Here is a 16,676-nt window from a genome sequence, read left to right as displayed (position 1 = left end):
CGCCCTGCCCCAATCAGTCGTCACAGCGAACGGTCAAGGTGACCTCCCCCTTGACCGAAGACGGCCACGCTACATGCACCTCATTCTTGTTGCTGCCCTGTTCGGGGCGGACATAGGGCATGTCCCATTGTTTGACGTTGCTAGAGTTCTTGATCGCATCGGTCGGGGCAAAGCTTTCGACCTTTTGCAAATACCCGTCGAACGGCAAATGCGCGTCGGTCCCGATCTGCCAAGTGCTGGCCACGCTGGATTGAACATGTGTCAGGGTCAGCGGGTTCTGCGTGCCGCGCGTGACGTTCTGGAAGGTGTTCCCGGCAAAATCGATGTTGCGCATCTTGCCCATGTCCAGCCCGGCAAAGCTTGTGTCCACCCGCTCAATCCGATCAATCGACCCGCCGACGCTGCGGAAGGTGTTGCCCGAGACGTTCAACCCGTTGACGTATTGACCCGACCCGTAGGGCTTGACCACGACAAAGGCAAACCAGCTGGCAACGTGCGAACACAAGAACACGTTGCTGTTGATCGTCAGGCCCGAAAAGGCAAACCCGCCGGTAAAATCGGGACTGGTTTCGCGTTCGTTCGTCCACTCGACAAAGCAATTGTCCACGTAGTTGTGCGAGATCGTGACATTGCAGGCCCGCGACGCCAGAACGATCCCCGCTGTTCGCACCCCGTTCGAAGAACTGTCGCCCTGAAAGAAGTGGTTGCCGATGATCATCTGATACCCGCCGCTTAGAACGGCGAAGTGGCGGAACTGGGTCACGCGGTTGTTGCGCAGTTTGACGTCATTGGAATTGGCATTGAGCGCGATGGTATGGCGGTTCTGAACCAGTTCACCGTTTTCCTTGCTGATGAACTTGCAGCGGTCCACCAACATCCCCGCGCAGCCTTCCCCGATAGATGTCAGCCCGCGATGACCCGGCCGATTAAAGACCACATCACGCACATGCATGATCAGCCCGCTTTTGCCCAGCATCACGCCGCTGGCCAATTCGTTGCACTGAAGTTCAATGTTCGACAGCTCAAAATCCTGCAGCTTGTCAAAGCCGCTGAAATCCAAGATGTATTTGAACCGGGTGAAGGTATAGGTCTGCGTGCCTTCCGCATCATACAGCGGCTGCGACAATGTCAGTTCCTGCGCTGCGATATTGCGCGCCCGCACATAGACTTCGCGCCCCACGCCCGCGCCCGTCACCAGAGATCCAACCGGGATATTGGCGACATTGGTCACGTTCTTCAGACGGTACTGCGTGTTGGCCGAATAGCTGGCCTGACTGGTCACCACATCGGGCGTCCAATTGCCCGTATCCTCTGCTCGCAACTGACCATTGCGGATCACCCGGCGCTGCGCAAATTCAGTGCGGTTGTTGACCGCCGCCTGCATATCAATCGGTCCAGTCACCGAAATACGACGCCCGCCAAGATCAAGGCTTTCGTGGTCGGCATTGTTCAGAAGGGCCTGAAACGCCTTGCGAAAGGCTTGCTCTTCATCCCCGAACGCGTCGATATAGGTGGGCAGTTCAAAGCTTTTCGTCAGGGCCAGAACCGCGCTGTCCGGCATGCTCAGCGTGCCTTCGAACCGCACGCGATTGTCCAGCGTCACGCTGCTGTTCAACCGGTACACGCCCGCCGGCACCAGAATATCGCGCCCATCCGCTGCGGCATCTGCCGCCTCAAACGCCGCGCTGTCATCGGTCACGCCATTGCCGGCCGCGCCGAAATCTCGCACATCCACCCAATCCATCATCTTGCGATGGAAGGCGTGGGTGATGTCTTCGATCACCAGATCGTCGATACGCACAACGCCGCCCGTCGCCCCGGTCAGATCAAGGCCGAAATGGCCGTAGACCGGCTCTGTGCCCCACGGCAAATTAACGCCCGTGCGCGCGCCCGGCCCAACGATGGCCTTCACCTCAACCACCTCGCCATAGCCGGTCAGCGCCGTGCTCGGCCCGGCTTCAACCAAGCCAGACACATGCGCCCCGCCGCTTTTGCCCGCCCAACCGGCAATGCGCACCGATGGCAACGGCCCCGACACTGCCTTGACCCGCGCGGTGATCTGCAAATAGCACCCCGGCAGCATCGGGGTTTCGCCCATATACCGCAGCTTTTGCGTGGATTGTGTCTTCACCAGTTCCAGACACCCGCCGAAATCACCATCGCTGGGCACCAAAGCGGCATTGCCGTTATTTGCATAGGTGTCCGACCCCGGCGTTCCGTCGCCGCTCGACCATTGGCCCAGACCAAATGAAAATGCGGGCGGCATAAATACCACGCCCTCTGAAATTGCCTTGTTCATCGCATATCCTTTCCCACAGGCCGCCCCGGCCGCAGTCAGCGGGCCGATCGCACGTGGGAAAGCTACGGGCGCAAAGGTTAATCCGCGCTAAGACCTGCGAACGGTGTCACGCCCCCAGCCCCGCCGGAGGCACCACCCGCACGCCATTGATCCGCCAGCCATCGGCGGTCAAAACCATCGTGTATTCAAGGACATAAATCGCGTTATCCACCCCCGTCACCAAAACGGTCTGTATGGTGTCATCCCCTTTGGTGCGGCTACCGCCAAAGCGCAAGGCGCTGTGGTTCCACACCATCGGATAGCCCTGTTCGACCATCAATCCGAAATTGCCGGGCGTGCCGAACATGCCTTGGATTTGCGGGCTGGCAAATTCAAAGGCACGCGGCACATCGCCTGCCCCAAAGGCCTCAAACTGCTGTCGAATAACCGATTTGGCGTCACTATCGGCCATCGCTGCCATCGGCAGGAAAACCGACAAGGCAAAGGCCCGGATCAATAAACAAGGCACAGGCTACCCCCTCTGTTGGGATGGGATGGATGGAGAGGACGTAGCCTGTGCAAGTCGAAAGGCAAATTGCCTTCCAACGGGGATGATTGGTCGCGTCTACGCGATCTTTTTGTTGTCTGCGGTCCGCCGGTCGCGCGGATGGCGACCATTGCCCTGAGAGTCGTTCGACAGACCCTCCAAAATTTCCTGCGCGGTGCGTTGGCCTTGGCGAATGTCGGCCTCAACCTCATAGGGATAGAACCGTCCTTCGACCGAATGGGCCATGCGCACCGCCGCCAATAGCGCCTCTGTGACCTCGCGCACGGGCACGGCGGGTCGGTCTGCTCCGGCTGCGATTTCGACGGTCGCATCAGGCGCAAAAAGCGCGGCAACCACCCGCGCGCCGGCGGCCGCACTGGCAGCGTGGATGGTCGTATCATCCCGGAACGGCTGCAACATCTCGCCGGTCCGGCGCGGCATCATGGCAATCTGCTCAATCTCGAAAGGCGACCAACCACGTTGCAAGTCCCCCTCTCGCGAATACAGTGCAACGCCACAGTCGCCCACCGCGCGATTGTATGCGTCCACCGCATCCAACAGCTTTGGCAGGCCGTCGCGGATCGTTGCACAGGCTTCGGGCAGAAAAGGCAAATGCGGCGCGACGATCTGGCTTTGTCCAGACGGCACCAGTGTCAGCAAAGTGGCAAGTTCGCCGGGGCGCGGCAGCGACTTAGGGTTTGCGGCAACGCGGCGCGCCCGAAAGGTCGCCGTGCGCGCCCCATCCATGACCGCCTGCATCACGCGACCTGGCGTCAAAGCCACCCCAAGATCCGTTGCAACAGGAACCTTTTGTGAAAGACACCGCAGCGCCAATTCCACAAAGGGGCGCTCTGGTGCTTGGCCCAGCAAATGGCGCACCCAGTCTTGTGCGCAGCAAGGCTGCGCCGACTTGCGCCCCCCGCTGGCCGAGACATCCATGCCATAGGCCCGTTGCGCCCAATGGCCCCAATCGAACAGCGACCGATCCCCCCGAGGCACCGCCGCCATACGCCGCGCAAAGGACACAGCATCAATCCGCGCCTCTAGCCCGCCGATGGACGGATCTTGCGCACTCAGCGCGGCCACCTTTTCATAACGTCGAATTAGCGAACTGGCCCGCCCGCGCAACGTCATAATTTGCGACGCGAAATCAGGGTCATCCATATGCCGTTCGGCCAAATCCTCAACGAAGCGGCGGTATTCTTCGATCAAATCCGCAAGCTTTGCACCACCCGAATTGGCTAAGCGTGTTGATTTCCCAACCGACAGAAGGCTGACATCTCGCAGCAATCCGTTCAGCATCAATTCGGCAATTCCAAGAACGGCCATGGCCGTTTCACCAGTTAGCCCAAACGTGTCAGGACTTTCGGTTGTATCACTTTTCAAAAACATCCCTTGGTCCCTACTCTAACGCATTTTCCCGAACGAATTTTCCGCCCGGCAAATATTTGAATCTGCGTTCCCCATTGGCGGAAAAGTGCCGCCTAGGTTGAGTTTGCGGATGCGCCGTGAATGCTCCGTGATTTTTCCGAGATAAATCGCGCTCCATCGTGAATTTCTGCGATGCAGAGCGGATTTTTTTCGCCTCTTGCGTGAAAAATTCATGAAACGCCCCGTTCAACTTGACCAAAGGGCATCCTGCACGCTGTCCTAAGGTCATAAGTCACCGAACCGGAGACGAAAATGTCGACCCTTTGGACCGAACCGGAATCGCACACCGCCTGGGAGGCCTATATCGACTGGCCCCGTCACATCGCTTCGGTTTTGCCCAAACCGGCCAGCGACAGCTACCAACAGATCTTTCTACGGTTGAAGGGCACCGACCAAGGTCAGGCCCGGCTAGCGCTAAAAACGCTGATAGATGATCCGGCCGCTGGCTACTTGATGGCCCACGATGACTATGCCCGACTGACCAATCATACAGACGCGGGCCGGGTCTTTGCGGCATGGTGCCAGACCGGCACAAACCCCTTGGATCAGGGCGGCTTGTTCGACCTGCTGGACATGGGCCCGCCGATGGCCCGCATCCAAGCCCCAGCGCAGGCGCAGCCGACCGCGGTTGCTGCCGATTGGCAAAAAGATCAGCCGATTGTTGCCGCCATCGATGACGGTATTGGCTATCTGAATGCACGCTTCACCGGGATCGCGCCGGACACGGGCCAACAACAAACCCGCATTCGCGCGATTTGGCTGCAATCAGATGACATCGCGGCCCCGGACAGGTCGGGATTGGCCAGCTGCGGTAAGGTCTTGGTCGCGTCTGATTTGGACGCAATGCTCAAGAACGGGCAAGCCGACGAAGGCGCGATTTACAGTCAGGACAATCAACATATGGGCGGCACGCTGCGCCACCGCGCGACCGAGCTGTCGTCAACCCATGGAACGGCCATTCTGGACTTGGCTGGCGGGGCGGATCCGACCGACCAGACCAATCCCGCCCGCGATTGGCCACTGCTGGCGGTGCAACTGCCCCCCGCCGCCGTCGATGACACCAGCGGCATGGGGTTTGAGGCGCATCTGGTCCAAGGCGTGCGCTGGATCTTGCGCAATGCGCAGTCGATGTCCGCCACTGCCCCCATAATAATTAATATCTCAATGGGAAATTTGGCAGGACCGAAGGACGGCTCGGGCTTTGCGGAATTTCAAATAACGCAAGAGGCCGAAACATGGCAAGCCAGCACTGGGCAACCCGTCCGTATCGTCTGGGCTTTCGGCAATTCACGCGGCAGCCGCCAGGTTGCGCGGCTGTCGCTGCCAGAAATGGGCGCAACCTCTGGCATTGTCTGGCGCGTGCAACCAGACGACCTGACGCCCAGCTATCTTGAGCTTCGCAGCGATGCGGGGGCGTCGGCCTTGGCGCTTTCGGTCACACCGCCAGGGGCATCGCGGGCGGCCTTCATCAAGCTAAAACCCGGTCAAAGCACGTCACTGATGCAAAACGGCCAACCTATTGCCCGGACTTACCACATCCCCGAACGGAAGCTTTCCGCGGATGTCATTCGACCCGCGTTTCTGGCGGTCGCGCTCGCTCCGACGGGTGACATTGGCCCCGGCGCAGCATTGGCTCCTGCTGGATCATGGCGCATCGCATTGAAATCACATTCGGACAAGCCGCAAACCGCCACCTTGGAAATCCAACGTGACAGCACCTTACCTGGGTATCAGTCGCGCGGTCGACAATCCTATTTCGACGCGCCAGGCGCCCGCGCCGGGGGTCGCACCCAGCAAGATCAAACCGGCCTTTTCACCAATGCTGCCATCACCCGGCGCGGCACCCATAGTTCCATGGTCACAGCCACATCGCGCAATGTGTTCACGGTCGGGGCTGTTCAGGCCACGCAGGGCGGTGCGCGCCTGTCGCCCACCCATTACAGCGCTGAAGGCGCCGATTGGACGGTCCCCGGACCCAGCCTGTGCGCCATCGCCGAGGACGGCCTGTTCCTGTCCGGCGTATTGGCCTCTGGCACCCGGAGCGGGTCCGTCCGGCCCACAAATGGAACGTCAGCGGCGGCAGCGCGGATCACCCGCGCCTTGGCCCTGTCATCGGGCAGATTGAAGGCCAATCATCCGCCGCAAAATTCATCTCATATCGATGATTTTGACACGTCAAAATGTACCCTGCATCCTGTCTCCCCCGAACGCGTACAACGATTGGGCCGCGCAATCCTTGGGGCAGGTTCCGAAACACGGACCAGACGCCCCTAAAGACCGCCGCCCAATTTCGGGCGGCGGTTTATTCACGCGCAATTTACCATTCAGCCTGCGCTTCGGCCCAAAGACGCTCCAGCCAAGCCGGAACAGTCACCTGCACCGCCGCCTGCCCAGTTTCGATGACCGAAGGCAGGTTCAGCGTTTGGGCAAGGACGGTCAAATTGAAGTCGCCGGTATATCTGTCGCCGTGGAAGGTGCGGGTGGGAACGGTCTTTTCGCCATCCAAAACGCGGATCAGCGCCTGCCCCACCGTCATGCCCAAAACGGCCCCCGCCATACTATCGGTCGGAAAATGCACCCCCGCCACCGTCCGGTTCATCGCGATCCGCGCCGCGTGCCGCATCAATTCGTTCTGAGCCGTGACCGCGTTCACCGGATCGGTATCACCTTGATAAAACAGCCGGGTCAGAACCGTCGCGACGGCAAAGGATTCCGTCGCGTGACCGCTGGGCCAAGCCCCATGGCCGGGCGTGTGAATGATCGGCTGCACCGCATAGGACATCGAAATAGGCCGGGCCACATCAAACCCATGTTTCAGCGGCATTTCCAAATGCTTGCACAGCCGCACAACCGCCCCGGCAAGCGCGATCGTCCAAGGCGTGGCGGCGCGCGACAAATAGCCGACAGTTGCAAAAAAGCTCATGATATTGGCGGTTTGCACACGAATTTCGGCCAAACGATCCGCCCGTAAATCCGCAGCGGCCCGTAGATAGGCCAACTGGTGGCTGGCCAAAAATGTGTCCGACGGTTTGCGCAACGTGACCAGTTTCTTGCCCGCAAGCGTGGCATGGCCTTCGGTGTTCGCCGTGGCGTGATTGGCCAGATCCACCGAAAACCACCCTTGTATCGCATGATCGATAGTGGTGATCCGCGGCCCCTGCGCCATGGTGCGAAAGGCGTCCCAACTTGATCGGCCCGTGCTGTTGGGAATACGCGAGGCATCCCCAGCCCAGTAGCGCGCGGTTCCATCCCGCGCGCGTCCCAGAGCCGAGGACACCAGCGCCGATCCCCCTCCCCCGGCTTCAACCGCCTCAACGGCCTCCACGGCTTCCACCGCTTCAACGGCCTCAACGGCTTCCACCGCTTCCACCGCTTCAACGGCTTCCACCGCCTCCACGGCTTCAGTGCTCTCCGTACTCATATCGCAATGCCCTTTCCCCAAAATGTACCCCTCCCCAGTGGGTTCATTCCGCTAGGCACCTGTCAAAAGTTAATTTCCTGGAAACGGTGTATTAACGATCAATTCACGGTGGTTAGGAAATTCTTTCAAAACATGTTAATAATTTCACAACGCCACGACAAAAGCGTCAGCATCGAGCATCGAAATGGCAGATACTATAAATTATTTGGAATTCAGACTGATTGGACCCTTCGCTGTATTCAATCGGAACGGCGACAATATTACCCCGGTCGGTGCCAAACATCAGGCGCTTTTGGCGCTGCTGCTTCTTAGCCCCGATATGTCGCGATCCCGCCGCTGGCTCGAAGACAAACTCTGGAGCCGGTCTGGCGGCGATCAAGCCTCGACAAGCCTGCGCCAAGCCCTTTCAAAGCTAAGAAAATCCTCGCCCGAATTGTCCGAGATTTTGACGACCGACCGCGCGTCCGTGTCGCTGGACAGTGGTCGTGTGGCCCGCGATCTTGATGACCCGACGCGCGTCAGTGGCGCAGAGCTGGACCTGCTAGAAGGTTTGGACGCCCGCGATGTCGAATTTGAGGACTGGCTTCGGCAAGAACGGGCGACTTTCGCAAAACGCATATCTTCGGCACCACAAAGAAAATCACCCGGCCTTGGCATTTCTTGCGTCATCAACCTTCACAGTCCAGGTGCCGATGCGCTTGGCGGGGAAATTCTGGCCGATGCAATTGGCTCTGGCATCGCTGAACAAGTGCGCGCCTGGCGATCGAACAAAGCGTCAACGGATTTTCTGCCCGGCCTTCCCAGCGACATCGAGATTGCTTGCAATGTCTTGGAACGCGGTGGGAAAACAAATGTATATCTAAAAGTCATTTATTTGCCGACTGGGCGCATATTGCATTCGCGCCTGCATGAAATCGGCACTTTGTCCAATGTTCTCAATTCATCCGAACCTGTTGCCGCGCTGATCTTTGATGTCGCCGACCGCGTCGTCAGCCAGATCCCGCTGGTTATGGACAACAACCGCCCAGAGGTTCGGGCGACAGCAATGTCGCGCCTTGGCATGTACCGTTTGTTCAGCTTTGAGGCCGAAGGCATGGACGAGGCCGAGACCCTATTCCGGCAGGCCCATGAGATTGACCCAAACCCTGTTTATCTTGCGTGGCGCAGCTTCACGCATGTCGCCCAATTGATCGAACGCACCAATTCGGACTCGGATGCCGCGCGGGAACAATCCATCGAAACGGCCTATCGGGCTTTGGAACAGGGGCGCGAAAACTCGCTTGTTCTGTCCTTGATCGGCCAAGTGCGGATGATGGCCATGCAAGACACCGAAGGCGGGATGGAACTGGCCAAACAGGCGCTTTCCCTGAACCCGGCCAATGCATTCGCCTGGAGCACCTGCGCCTTCGCGCATATGCGCGCGGGCAATCTGGAAACGGCGCTGCGCTATTCGCAACTGGGCCGGCGCGTCGCCCGGTTCTCGCCGTTCCGCCAATGGTGGGAGGTCAATCATTGCGTCATCAGTCTGGCCTGCAACCGTCTGGACGATGCGATTATCGCAGGCGAAGCGGCGGCCCGAACTGCCCCTGCCTTGCGGCCTGCGCATCGGCATCTTGTCGCGCTCTATGCGCAAAAGGGGGATTTCGAGAAAGCCAAAGACTCGATTCGCGCTTTGGAGCGTGTTGAAACCGGCTTCTCGCTCGACCGGTTCCTGAACGATGACCGCTACCCGGTTGCCACGATCCGGGCGCATGGCCTTCTGAAACCGGCCCGATCACTTCTCTAGCGTCTGAATCCGGCAATTCGGCCTTCGCGGCGATTAAACTTCGATCGACGGGCCGCGAAATCGCCTATTCCCCGTTCAAAATCAGGTTTTGCCGCGAAATTGGCGCAGGCGTTGCACGATTTGCGTGCGAATTTAGGTGTTTCGCCTAAAAATTAAACACACCCTTCGGCAATTGCGCCAAAACGCCGCGAAAGGCTCGTGGGAATCCCATTCGGCAGATATTGAAGATGTCGCGGGAGGAACGCCCCCGCAGATGCCGCGCAAAGGGCCAATCCTGGCAGATACATCCCTTTGCACGACTGCAACAAAATTTGCTGCGGGCCCTATACGTAGCATTCTGGCCACCATTTTCAAAGGGGGCCAGAGGAACGGGCTTGCGGCGTAACCTTGGGGACACAAGTCTTATGAAATCCATGAAGAAATTGCTCGCCACGTCCGCTCTGACCCTTCTGGCCGGCACTGGCATTGCTGCGGCGGCAGACTGCCCGATTAAAGTCGGCGTGCTGCACTCCCTCTCCGGCACCATGGCAATCTCGGAAACCACTTTGAAAGACACCGTTCTGATGCTGGTGGACCAGCAGAACGAAAAAGGTGGCCTTCTGGGTTGTGAGCTGGAAGCCGTGGTCGTTGACCCTGCCTCTGACTGGCCGCTGTTCGCTGAAAAAGCCCGCGAACTGCTGACCGTTCACAACGTTGACGTGATCTTCGGCAACTGGACCTCGGTGTCGCGTAAATCGGTTCTGCCGGTCATCGAAGAACTGAACGGCCTGCTGTTCTACCCGGTTCAGTACGAAGGCGAAGAATCCTCGAAGAACGTATTTTACACCGGCGCCGCTCCGAACCAGCAGGCGATCCCGGCCACCGATTATTTCCTCGAAGAACTTGGTGTTGAGAAATTCGCTCTGCTCGGCACCGACTACGTATACCCGCGTACCACCAACAACATTCTGGAAGCCTACCTGAAATCGAAGGGCATTGCCGAAGAAGACATCTTCGTCAACTACACCCCCTTTGGTCATTCGGACTGGGCGACCATCGTTGCTGACGTTGTGGCCCTTGGCGCAGACGGCAAGCAGGTTGGCGTGATCTCGACCATCAACGGCGACGCAAACATCGGCTTCTACAAAGAACTGGCCGCCGCTGGCGTATCGGCGGACGACATCCCCGTCGTGGCCTTCTCGGTTGGTGAAGAAGAACTGTCGGGCCTGGATACCTCGAACCTTGTTGGTCACCTGGCAGCCTGGAACTACTTCCAGTCGGCTGACACCGAAGCCAACGCTGACTTCATCAAAACCTGGAAAGCCAAAATGGGCGAAGAGCGGGTCACAAACGACCCGATGGAAGCCCACTACATCGGCTTCAACATGTGGGTGAACGCGGTCACCGCCGCAGGCACCACCGATGTTGACGCGGTTGAGCAAGCGATGATCGGCCAGACCTTCCCGAACCTGACCGGCGGCACCGCCGAGATGCTGGCCAACCACCACCTGTCCAAGCCGGTTCTAATTGGCGAAATTCAGGCCGATGGTCAGTTCGATATTGTCAGCCAGACCACGGAAGTTCCGGGCGACGCATGGACCGACTTCCTGCCGGAATCCGCTGTCCTGATCTCGGACTGGAAAGACAAGAAATGCGGTATGTTCAACACCGAAACCAACACCTGCGTTCAGCTGAAGTCGAACTACTAATCTGAACTCCTCCTCGGGCGCGGTGTCTCCCTGCCGCGCCCGACCCTTTGCACCATTTTCCCAAACAGGCCTGACCATGCTCCGCGCGCTCCTCTTCGCTGCCGCGCTTTGCCTATGTTTGCCCGCGTCCAATGCGCTGGCCCAGCAAAGCGAGCTTCAGACCCTCCTCCAGAGCCATCAGGCCGACGTTGCCAAACCCAGCCGCAGTTCGGTCGATGCCGTTCTGGCCGATCTGGCCGCATCAAACCTGCCCGGCGTCGCCACCTTCCTTGAAAAATGGCAGTCCAAGGATGTCTGGGTCCGCGAAAGCGACGGCGTGTTCTTCTTTGGCCGTGAAACCAAAGACGGGATTGAGCTGACCAGCATCGCCACGGGCGAAGTTGTCGCCACCGTCGGCAAGAAAGAGGCCAGCCAAATCAAACCGAACGGCGGCGTGCGCAAACAGCTTGGCACCGCGCTGGTTCAGTTTCAGTTGTCTGACCCGGATATCACCCGCCGCACCGCCGCCGTCGACGCCATCGCCAAAAGCCCGGCCGCCGATCAGCTGGAACCGCTGCTGGCCGCGATCGAGGATGAGCCCGACGCGGCGCTCAAGGCCCGCAAGACCCGCCTTGCCGGACTTCTGGGCGCCCGCTTTGCCGATGATGAAGCCGAACGCATCGCCGCGATTGAGGCGCTCTCGGGCGAGCTGTCGTTGGATGTGCGGGCGGTCATGAACCAACTGCTAACCACGCAATCCAAAGTCGCCACCGCCCTGCCCGATGACGTCAACATCGCGCATGTCTACAATGTTGGCGACGATCTGACCGCTGATGCGGCCTATGCGCAACTGGTTGCTGCGAACCTCGCCCCTGCCAAGATTTCCGAGGCCGAGATCAAAACCGCGCTGGTCGCCAATGTGGCAAACGGATCAGCGGGCGGCATCCCGACCGGCCAACTTGGCGATATCGCCAAACGCCTGACCGCCTATGACGCCCTGGCCGCCGCAGGTACGGTTCCGGCCCGCGTCACCGATGCCGACGTTCAGTCAGCCCTGACCACACATGTGTTCTTTGACGTCTACGACGAACCCAGCGCCGCCATCACCGCCGCCGCGCTAGAGGCCCGCACCGAAATCCGTCAGCGTGTGGCCTTCAACCAAGCAGGCGATTTCGCGCTGGACGCGCTTTCGCTCGCCTCGATCTATTTTCTTGCCGCCATCGGCCTTGCCATCACCTTTGGCGTGATGGGCGTGATCAACATGGCCCATGGCGAGTTCATCATGATGGGCGCCTACACCGGCTACGTCGTGCAGCAGTTCATCCCAGATTACACGATCTCGATCCTCGTGGCCCTGCCGCTGGCCTTCGCCGTCACATTCGGCGCGGGCGTCGCTATGGAACGGTTGGTGATCCGCTGGCTCTACCACCGCCCGCTTGAAACCCTGCTGGCCACTTTCGGTATCTCGATTGCATTGCAACAGCTGGCCAAGAACATCTTCGGCACGCAGGCCCGCCCGCTGACTTCGCCCGCATGGCTGGATGGGGCGCTGGTGTTCAACGACGTCGTTTCAATCAGTTATATCCGCATCGCGATCTTCGTTTTGGCGGTGATCTTCCTTGGTCTGATCCTGTTCATCCTCAAGAAAACGCGCCTGGGGCTTGAAGTCCGCGCTGTGACGCAAAACCCCGGCATGGCCGCCTCCATGGGCATCAACCCCGACCGGATCAATATGCTGACCTTCGGGCTGGGGTCTGGCATCGCAGGCATCGCCGGCGTCGCCATCGGGCTTTACGCCAAAGTGACCTCGGAAATGGGCGCCGACTACATTGTCCAAAGTTTTATGACCGTGGTTGTCGGCGGCGTCGGCAACGTCTGGGGCACGCTGGCCGGGGCCACCATGATCGGCACTCTGCAGAAAGGCATCGAATGGCTGAACCCATCGAACACGCTTGCGGCGCAGACATATATGATCCTGTTCATTATCCTGTTTATCCAGTTCCGCCCCAAAGGCATCGTCGCCCTCAAGGGCCGAGCGGCGGGGGATTGATCATGAACCAAGGTCTTCAAACGAACACCAAGCTTCAGCGTAGGATTGCCTCCGGCGGGGATATTTTTGGTCAGAAAATACATGGGGCGCGCGCCCAATGGCAGACCGTCCCCTGCTTCTTCTCTTTGATAAATACCGCCGGGGGTGAATTGGCCCAACGGGCCAAGAGGGGGCAGCGCCCCCTTCCCACGGCGACGCGCGCAGCGCGGCGCAACACAATGAATAGAGGTGCCGCATGAAACAGGGCCTACTCTCTCGCAATCCGTCCATCCTTTGGTTTCTGGCCGCCCTTGGCCTGTTTACCCTTGGTATTACGGTTCTGTCCGAGGCCACAGGCACCGGCCTCATTTCAACCTCTTTCGTCAAGACTCTGGGCAAAACGCTCTGCCTGTGCCTGATTGCCATCGCGATGGATGTGGTTTGGGGCTATTGCGGCATCCTCAGCCTTGGGCATTTCGCCTTTTTCGGCATTGGCGGCTATGCCATCGGCATGTGGCTGATGTACGCGCGAACCGAGGCCATCGTGGCCGAAAGCCTTGCCGCCAGCCCGATCCCGCCCACCGCGCAGGAAATTATCGACGCGACCGGCACGCAGATTTTCGGCGTTGTCGGAAGCTCGGACTTCCCGTTGATTTGGGCGTTTTCCCATAGCTTGACGCTGCAACTCCTGATGGTTCTGCTGTTCCCCGGCCTTTTGGCGCTGGTCTTTGGCTGGCTGGCGTTCCGCAGCCGGGTGACTGGGGTTTACCTGTCGATCCTGACCCAAGCGATGACGCTGGCGCTGTCGCTGTACCTGTTCCAGAACGATAGCGGCCTGCGCGGCAACAACGGCCTGTCGGGCCTGCAAAACATCCCCGGATTTGAGGCCGTCCCGCAAAGCCAGATCTCGATCGCCTTCTTCTGGGCCTCGGCCTTGGCGCTTGGGCTTGGCTATGTGCTGTTTGCCTATGTCACCTCGGGCAAGATGGGCAGCGTGGTGCGCGGTATCCGCGACAACGAAGGCCGCGTGCGGTTTCTTGGCTATCACGTCGAAAGCTACAAGTTGTTCGTTTTCACCATCACCGCCATCGTCTCGGGCATTGCGGGGGCGCTGTATTATCCGCAGGCGGGCATCATCAACCCCGCCGAGATTGCGCCCATTGCCTCGATCTATCTGGCGGTCTGGGTCGCCATCGGGGGGCGCGGGCGGCTTTACGGCGCAGTCATCGGCGCGGCGTTTGTCTCGCTTCTGTCCAGCTGGTTCACCGGCGGCGGCGCGCCTGACATTCCGTTGGGCTTCTACACGATCCAATGGGTCGATTGGTGGTTGATCCTGCTGGGCCTCAGCTTTGTGGCCGTGACCCTGTTCTTCCCCAAAGGCATCGGCGGTTTGTTTGACTACCTGACCCACGTCAAAACCCCGTTCCGCGTGGGCGACTATGGCCCCGACAAAGGCGCGCTGCGTCAAGAAGAAGGACACGAGCAATGAGCACCCTTCTGGAAATGTCCGGCGTCTCGGTCAGCTTTGACGGGTTCAAGGCAATTAATAACCTCAGCTTTCGCATTGGTGAGCCGGAACTGCGCGCCATTATCGGGCCGAACGGTGCGGGCAAGACGACCTTCATGGACATCATCACCGGCAAGACCAAACCCGACGAGGGGCGCGTGCTTTACGGTGAAAAATCCCTGTCCCTCCTGAAGATGAGCGAAAGCCAGATCGCCCGCGTAGGCGTGGGCCGCAAGTTCCAGAAGCCCACGGTGTTTGAAGCGCAGACCGTGCGCGAAAACCTTGCCATGGCGCTGAAGAACCCGCGCGGGCCGTTTGACGTGCTGCTGTACAAGAAAACCGCCGAAGGCGCGGCGCGGATCGAAGCCTTGGCCGAAGAGATCGGCCTGACCGCTGAACTGACCCGCCCGGCGGGCGAACTCAGCCACGGGCAAAAGCAATGGTTGGAAATCGGTATGCTTCTGGCGCAGGAACCGCGCCTTCTGCTGGTGGATGAACCCGCCGCAGGCATGACACCGACCGAACGCGAACACACCACCGACCTTCTGCGCCGGGCTGCGGAAAAGCACGCGGTTGTGGTGGTGGAACATGACATGGAATTCGTCCGCCGCCTCGATTGCAAGGTGACGGTGCTGCACGAGGGCTCGGTTCTGGCCGAAGGCTCGCTCGACCATGTCACGCAGAACCAACAAGTGATCGACGTGTATTTGGGGCGCTGAACCATGCTGAGTGTAAATGACCTGACCCTTCACTATGGCCAGAGCCAGATCCTCAACGGTGTCTCGCTTGAGGCAAAACCCGGCGCTGTGACCGTTGTCATGGGCACCAATGGCGTTGGCAAAACCTCGCTGCTCAAGGCGATCTCGGGGCGGCACCCCTATTCGGGCGGCGCGGTCGCGGTGAATGGCACTGACCTAAACCACCCCACCGCGTTTCAGGCCGCTCGTGCCGGGATCGCCTATGTGCCTCAGGGGCGCGAGGTGTTTCCCCTGATGACCGTGCGCGAAAACCTGGAATCGGGCTTTGCATGTCTTCCCAAGGATCAGCACGTGATCCCCGAGAAGATTTTTGAGCTGTTCCCGATCCTCAAGGACTTTATGCACCGCCGTGGCGGCGACCTGTCTGGCGGGCAGCAGCAGCAATTGGCGATTGCCCGCGCGTTGATCACACAGCCCCGCGTGTTGTTGCTCGATGAGCCGACCGAGGGCATTCAGCCCAACATCATCCAGCAAATTGGCCGCGTGATCGAAACCCTGCGCGAAGAGGGCGAGATCGCGATTGTTCTGGTCGAACAGTATTTCGACTTTGCCTTCGGGTTGGCCGACCGTTTTGTGGTGATGAACCGCGGCGCAGTTACCGTGAATGCGCCTAAGGCCGAAGTGCAGCGCGATCAGATCCTATCGGCGGTTTCGATCTGACCTGCGGCGGCGCGCCCCTTTAAAGCCGCGCCGCGCATGCCTATCCTCTGGCACAAGAACCGGAGGAACCGATGCCCCAAGACGATATTCGCGCAGGCGAGGTGGCCGTTGAGGCCCCCGCCCCCAATGACGCCGCTTTGCGCTTTATTGGCCGCATTGAGACCCCCTATGCCACGCGGGCCGATTGCCCCCGACAAGGCAAAGAGGGTGACGCGATCTGCACGATCATTCTAGATGCACCGTGGGACAAGGCCCTGAAAGGGCTGGAAAAGTTCGAACGGGCCGATGTGCTCTATTGGCTGGATCAGGCGCGGCGCGACATGGTTCTGCAAAGCCCCAAGGATGACGGAAATACACGCGGCACGTTTTCGCTGCGCAGCCCGCTGCGCCCCAATCCCATTGGCCTGTCGAAGGTGAAAATCGACCGGATTGAGGGCAACCGCCTGTATGTGCGGGGGCTCGATTGCGTGTCGGGCACGCCTTTGCTCGATATCAAACCCGATATCTGCGCCTTTGCCGTTCAGGCCCGGATCAAAGACACTGCCCATTAGCGACGAAAGCCCCGTTGCGCCCCGCGCCCGCTTTTCCCATA

12 protein-coding genes are annotated in these 16,676 nt (G+C 59.6%); 8 read left to right on the top strand and 4 right to left on the bottom strand.

Annotation, left to right across the window (positions count from 1 at the left end; translation table 11 throughout):
• Window positions 1-13: 13 nt before the first annotated feature.
• The 3 genes from PRI8871_RS04180 to PRI8871_RS04170 form a co-directional block, all read right to left on the bottom strand.
• Window positions 14-2,299, bottom strand: coding sequence for a glycosyl hydrolase family 28-related protein (locus PRI8871_RS04180; RefSeq protein WP_108884905.1), 2,286 nt, complete (start codon window positions 2,297-2,299; stop codon window positions 14-16).
• Between the two features lie 106 nt (window positions 2,300-2,405).
• Complete coding sequence (locus PRI8871_RS04175) at window positions 2,406-2,807, bottom strand: DUF4864 domain-containing protein (RefSeq protein ID WP_146188650.1); 402 nt, start codon at window positions 2,805-2,807, stop codon at window positions 2,406-2,408.
• 96 nt (window positions 2,808-2,903) lie between these two features.
• Entirely contained in the window at window positions 2,904-4,154 is a 1,251-nt protein-coding gene (locus PRI8871_RS04170) for a hypothetical protein (RefSeq protein WP_146188649.1), read from the bottom strand.
• Window positions 4,155-4,508: 354 nt separating this feature from the next.
• Between PRI8871_RS04170 and PRI8871_RS04165 the strand changes: the two genes are divergently transcribed.
• Window positions 4,509-6,530 carry a S8/S53 family peptidase gene (locus PRI8871_RS04165; RefSeq protein ID WP_108884902.1) on the top strand — a complete coding sequence of 674 codons (2,022 nt, stop codon included), beginning with the start codon at window positions 4,509-4,511 and terminating at the stop codon, window positions 6,528-6,530.
• 43 nt (window positions 6,531-6,573) lie between these two features.
• Here the strand turns inward: PRI8871_RS04165 and PRI8871_RS04160 are convergent, their stop codons facing one another.
• Entirely contained in the window at window positions 6,574-7,677 is a 1,104-nt protein-coding gene (locus PRI8871_RS04160; protein WP_181389368.1) for a phosphatase PAP2 family protein, read from the bottom strand.
• Window positions 7,678-7,996: 319 nt separating this feature from the next.
• On the opposite strand from PRI8871_RS04160, the gene PRI8871_RS04155 reads away from it, so the two are divergent.
• The 7 genes from PRI8871_RS04155 (at window position 7,997) to tsaA (ending at window position 16,635) form a co-directional block, all read left to right on the top strand.
• Entirely contained in the window at window positions 7,997-9,463 is a 1,467-nt protein-coding gene (locus PRI8871_RS04155) for a transcriptional regulator (protein WP_181389367.1), read from the top strand.
• Window positions 9,464-9,876: 413 nt separating this feature from the next.
• Window positions 9,877-11,151 (top strand): urea ABC transporter substrate-binding protein, encoded by a 1,275-nt coding sequence (gene urtA, locus PRI8871_RS04150; protein ID WP_370741849.1) that lies wholly within the window; start codon window positions 9,877-9,879, stop codon window positions 11,149-11,151.
• 76 nt (window positions 11,152-11,227) lie between these two features.
• A complete protein-coding gene (urtB, locus tag PRI8871_RS04145) occupies window positions 11,228-13,180 on the top strand; it encodes an urea ABC transporter permease subunit UrtB (RefSeq protein ID WP_108884899.1) in 1,953 nt (650 codons plus the stop codon).
• A gap of 235 nt (window positions 13,181-13,415) precedes the next feature.
• Complete coding sequence (urtC, locus tag PRI8871_RS04135) at window positions 13,416-14,648, top strand: urea ABC transporter permease subunit UrtC (RefSeq protein WP_108884897.1); 1,233 nt, start codon at window positions 13,416-13,418, stop codon at window positions 14,646-14,648.
• Complete coding sequence (gene urtD / locus PRI8871_RS04130; protein WP_108884896.1) at window positions 14,645-15,385, top strand: urea ABC transporter ATP-binding protein UrtD; 741 nt, start codon at window positions 14,645-14,647, stop codon at window positions 15,383-15,385. The genes urtC and urtD overlap by 4 nt, the downstream gene beginning before the upstream one ends.
• 3 nt (window positions 15,386-15,388) lie before the next feature.
• Window positions 15,389-16,084 (top strand): urea ABC transporter ATP-binding subunit UrtE, encoded by a 696-nt coding sequence (gene urtE / locus PRI8871_RS04125; protein ID WP_108884895.1) that lies wholly within the window; start codon window positions 15,389-15,391, stop codon window positions 16,082-16,084.
• Between the two features lie 71 nt (window positions 16,085-16,155).
• The gene (tsaA, locus tag PRI8871_RS04120; RefSeq protein ID WP_108884894.1) at window positions 16,156-16,635 is read left to right on the top strand and encodes a tRNA (N6-threonylcarbamoyladenosine(37)-N6)-methyltransferase TrmO; all 480 of its coding nucleotides are present in this window, start codon (window positions 16,156-16,158) and stop codon (window positions 16,633-16,635) included.
• Window positions 16,636-16,676 lie beyond the last annotated feature (41 nt).

It is taken from the genome of Pseudoprimorskyibacter insulae (assembly GCF_900302505.1).
Classification (GTDB): domain Bacteria; phylum Pseudomonadota; class Alphaproteobacteria; order Rhodobacterales; family Rhodobacteraceae; genus Pseudoprimorskyibacter; species Pseudoprimorskyibacter insulae.
Note: the sequence above shows the minus strand (reverse complement) of the source record. Positions and strands in the feature narration are given on the sequence as shown.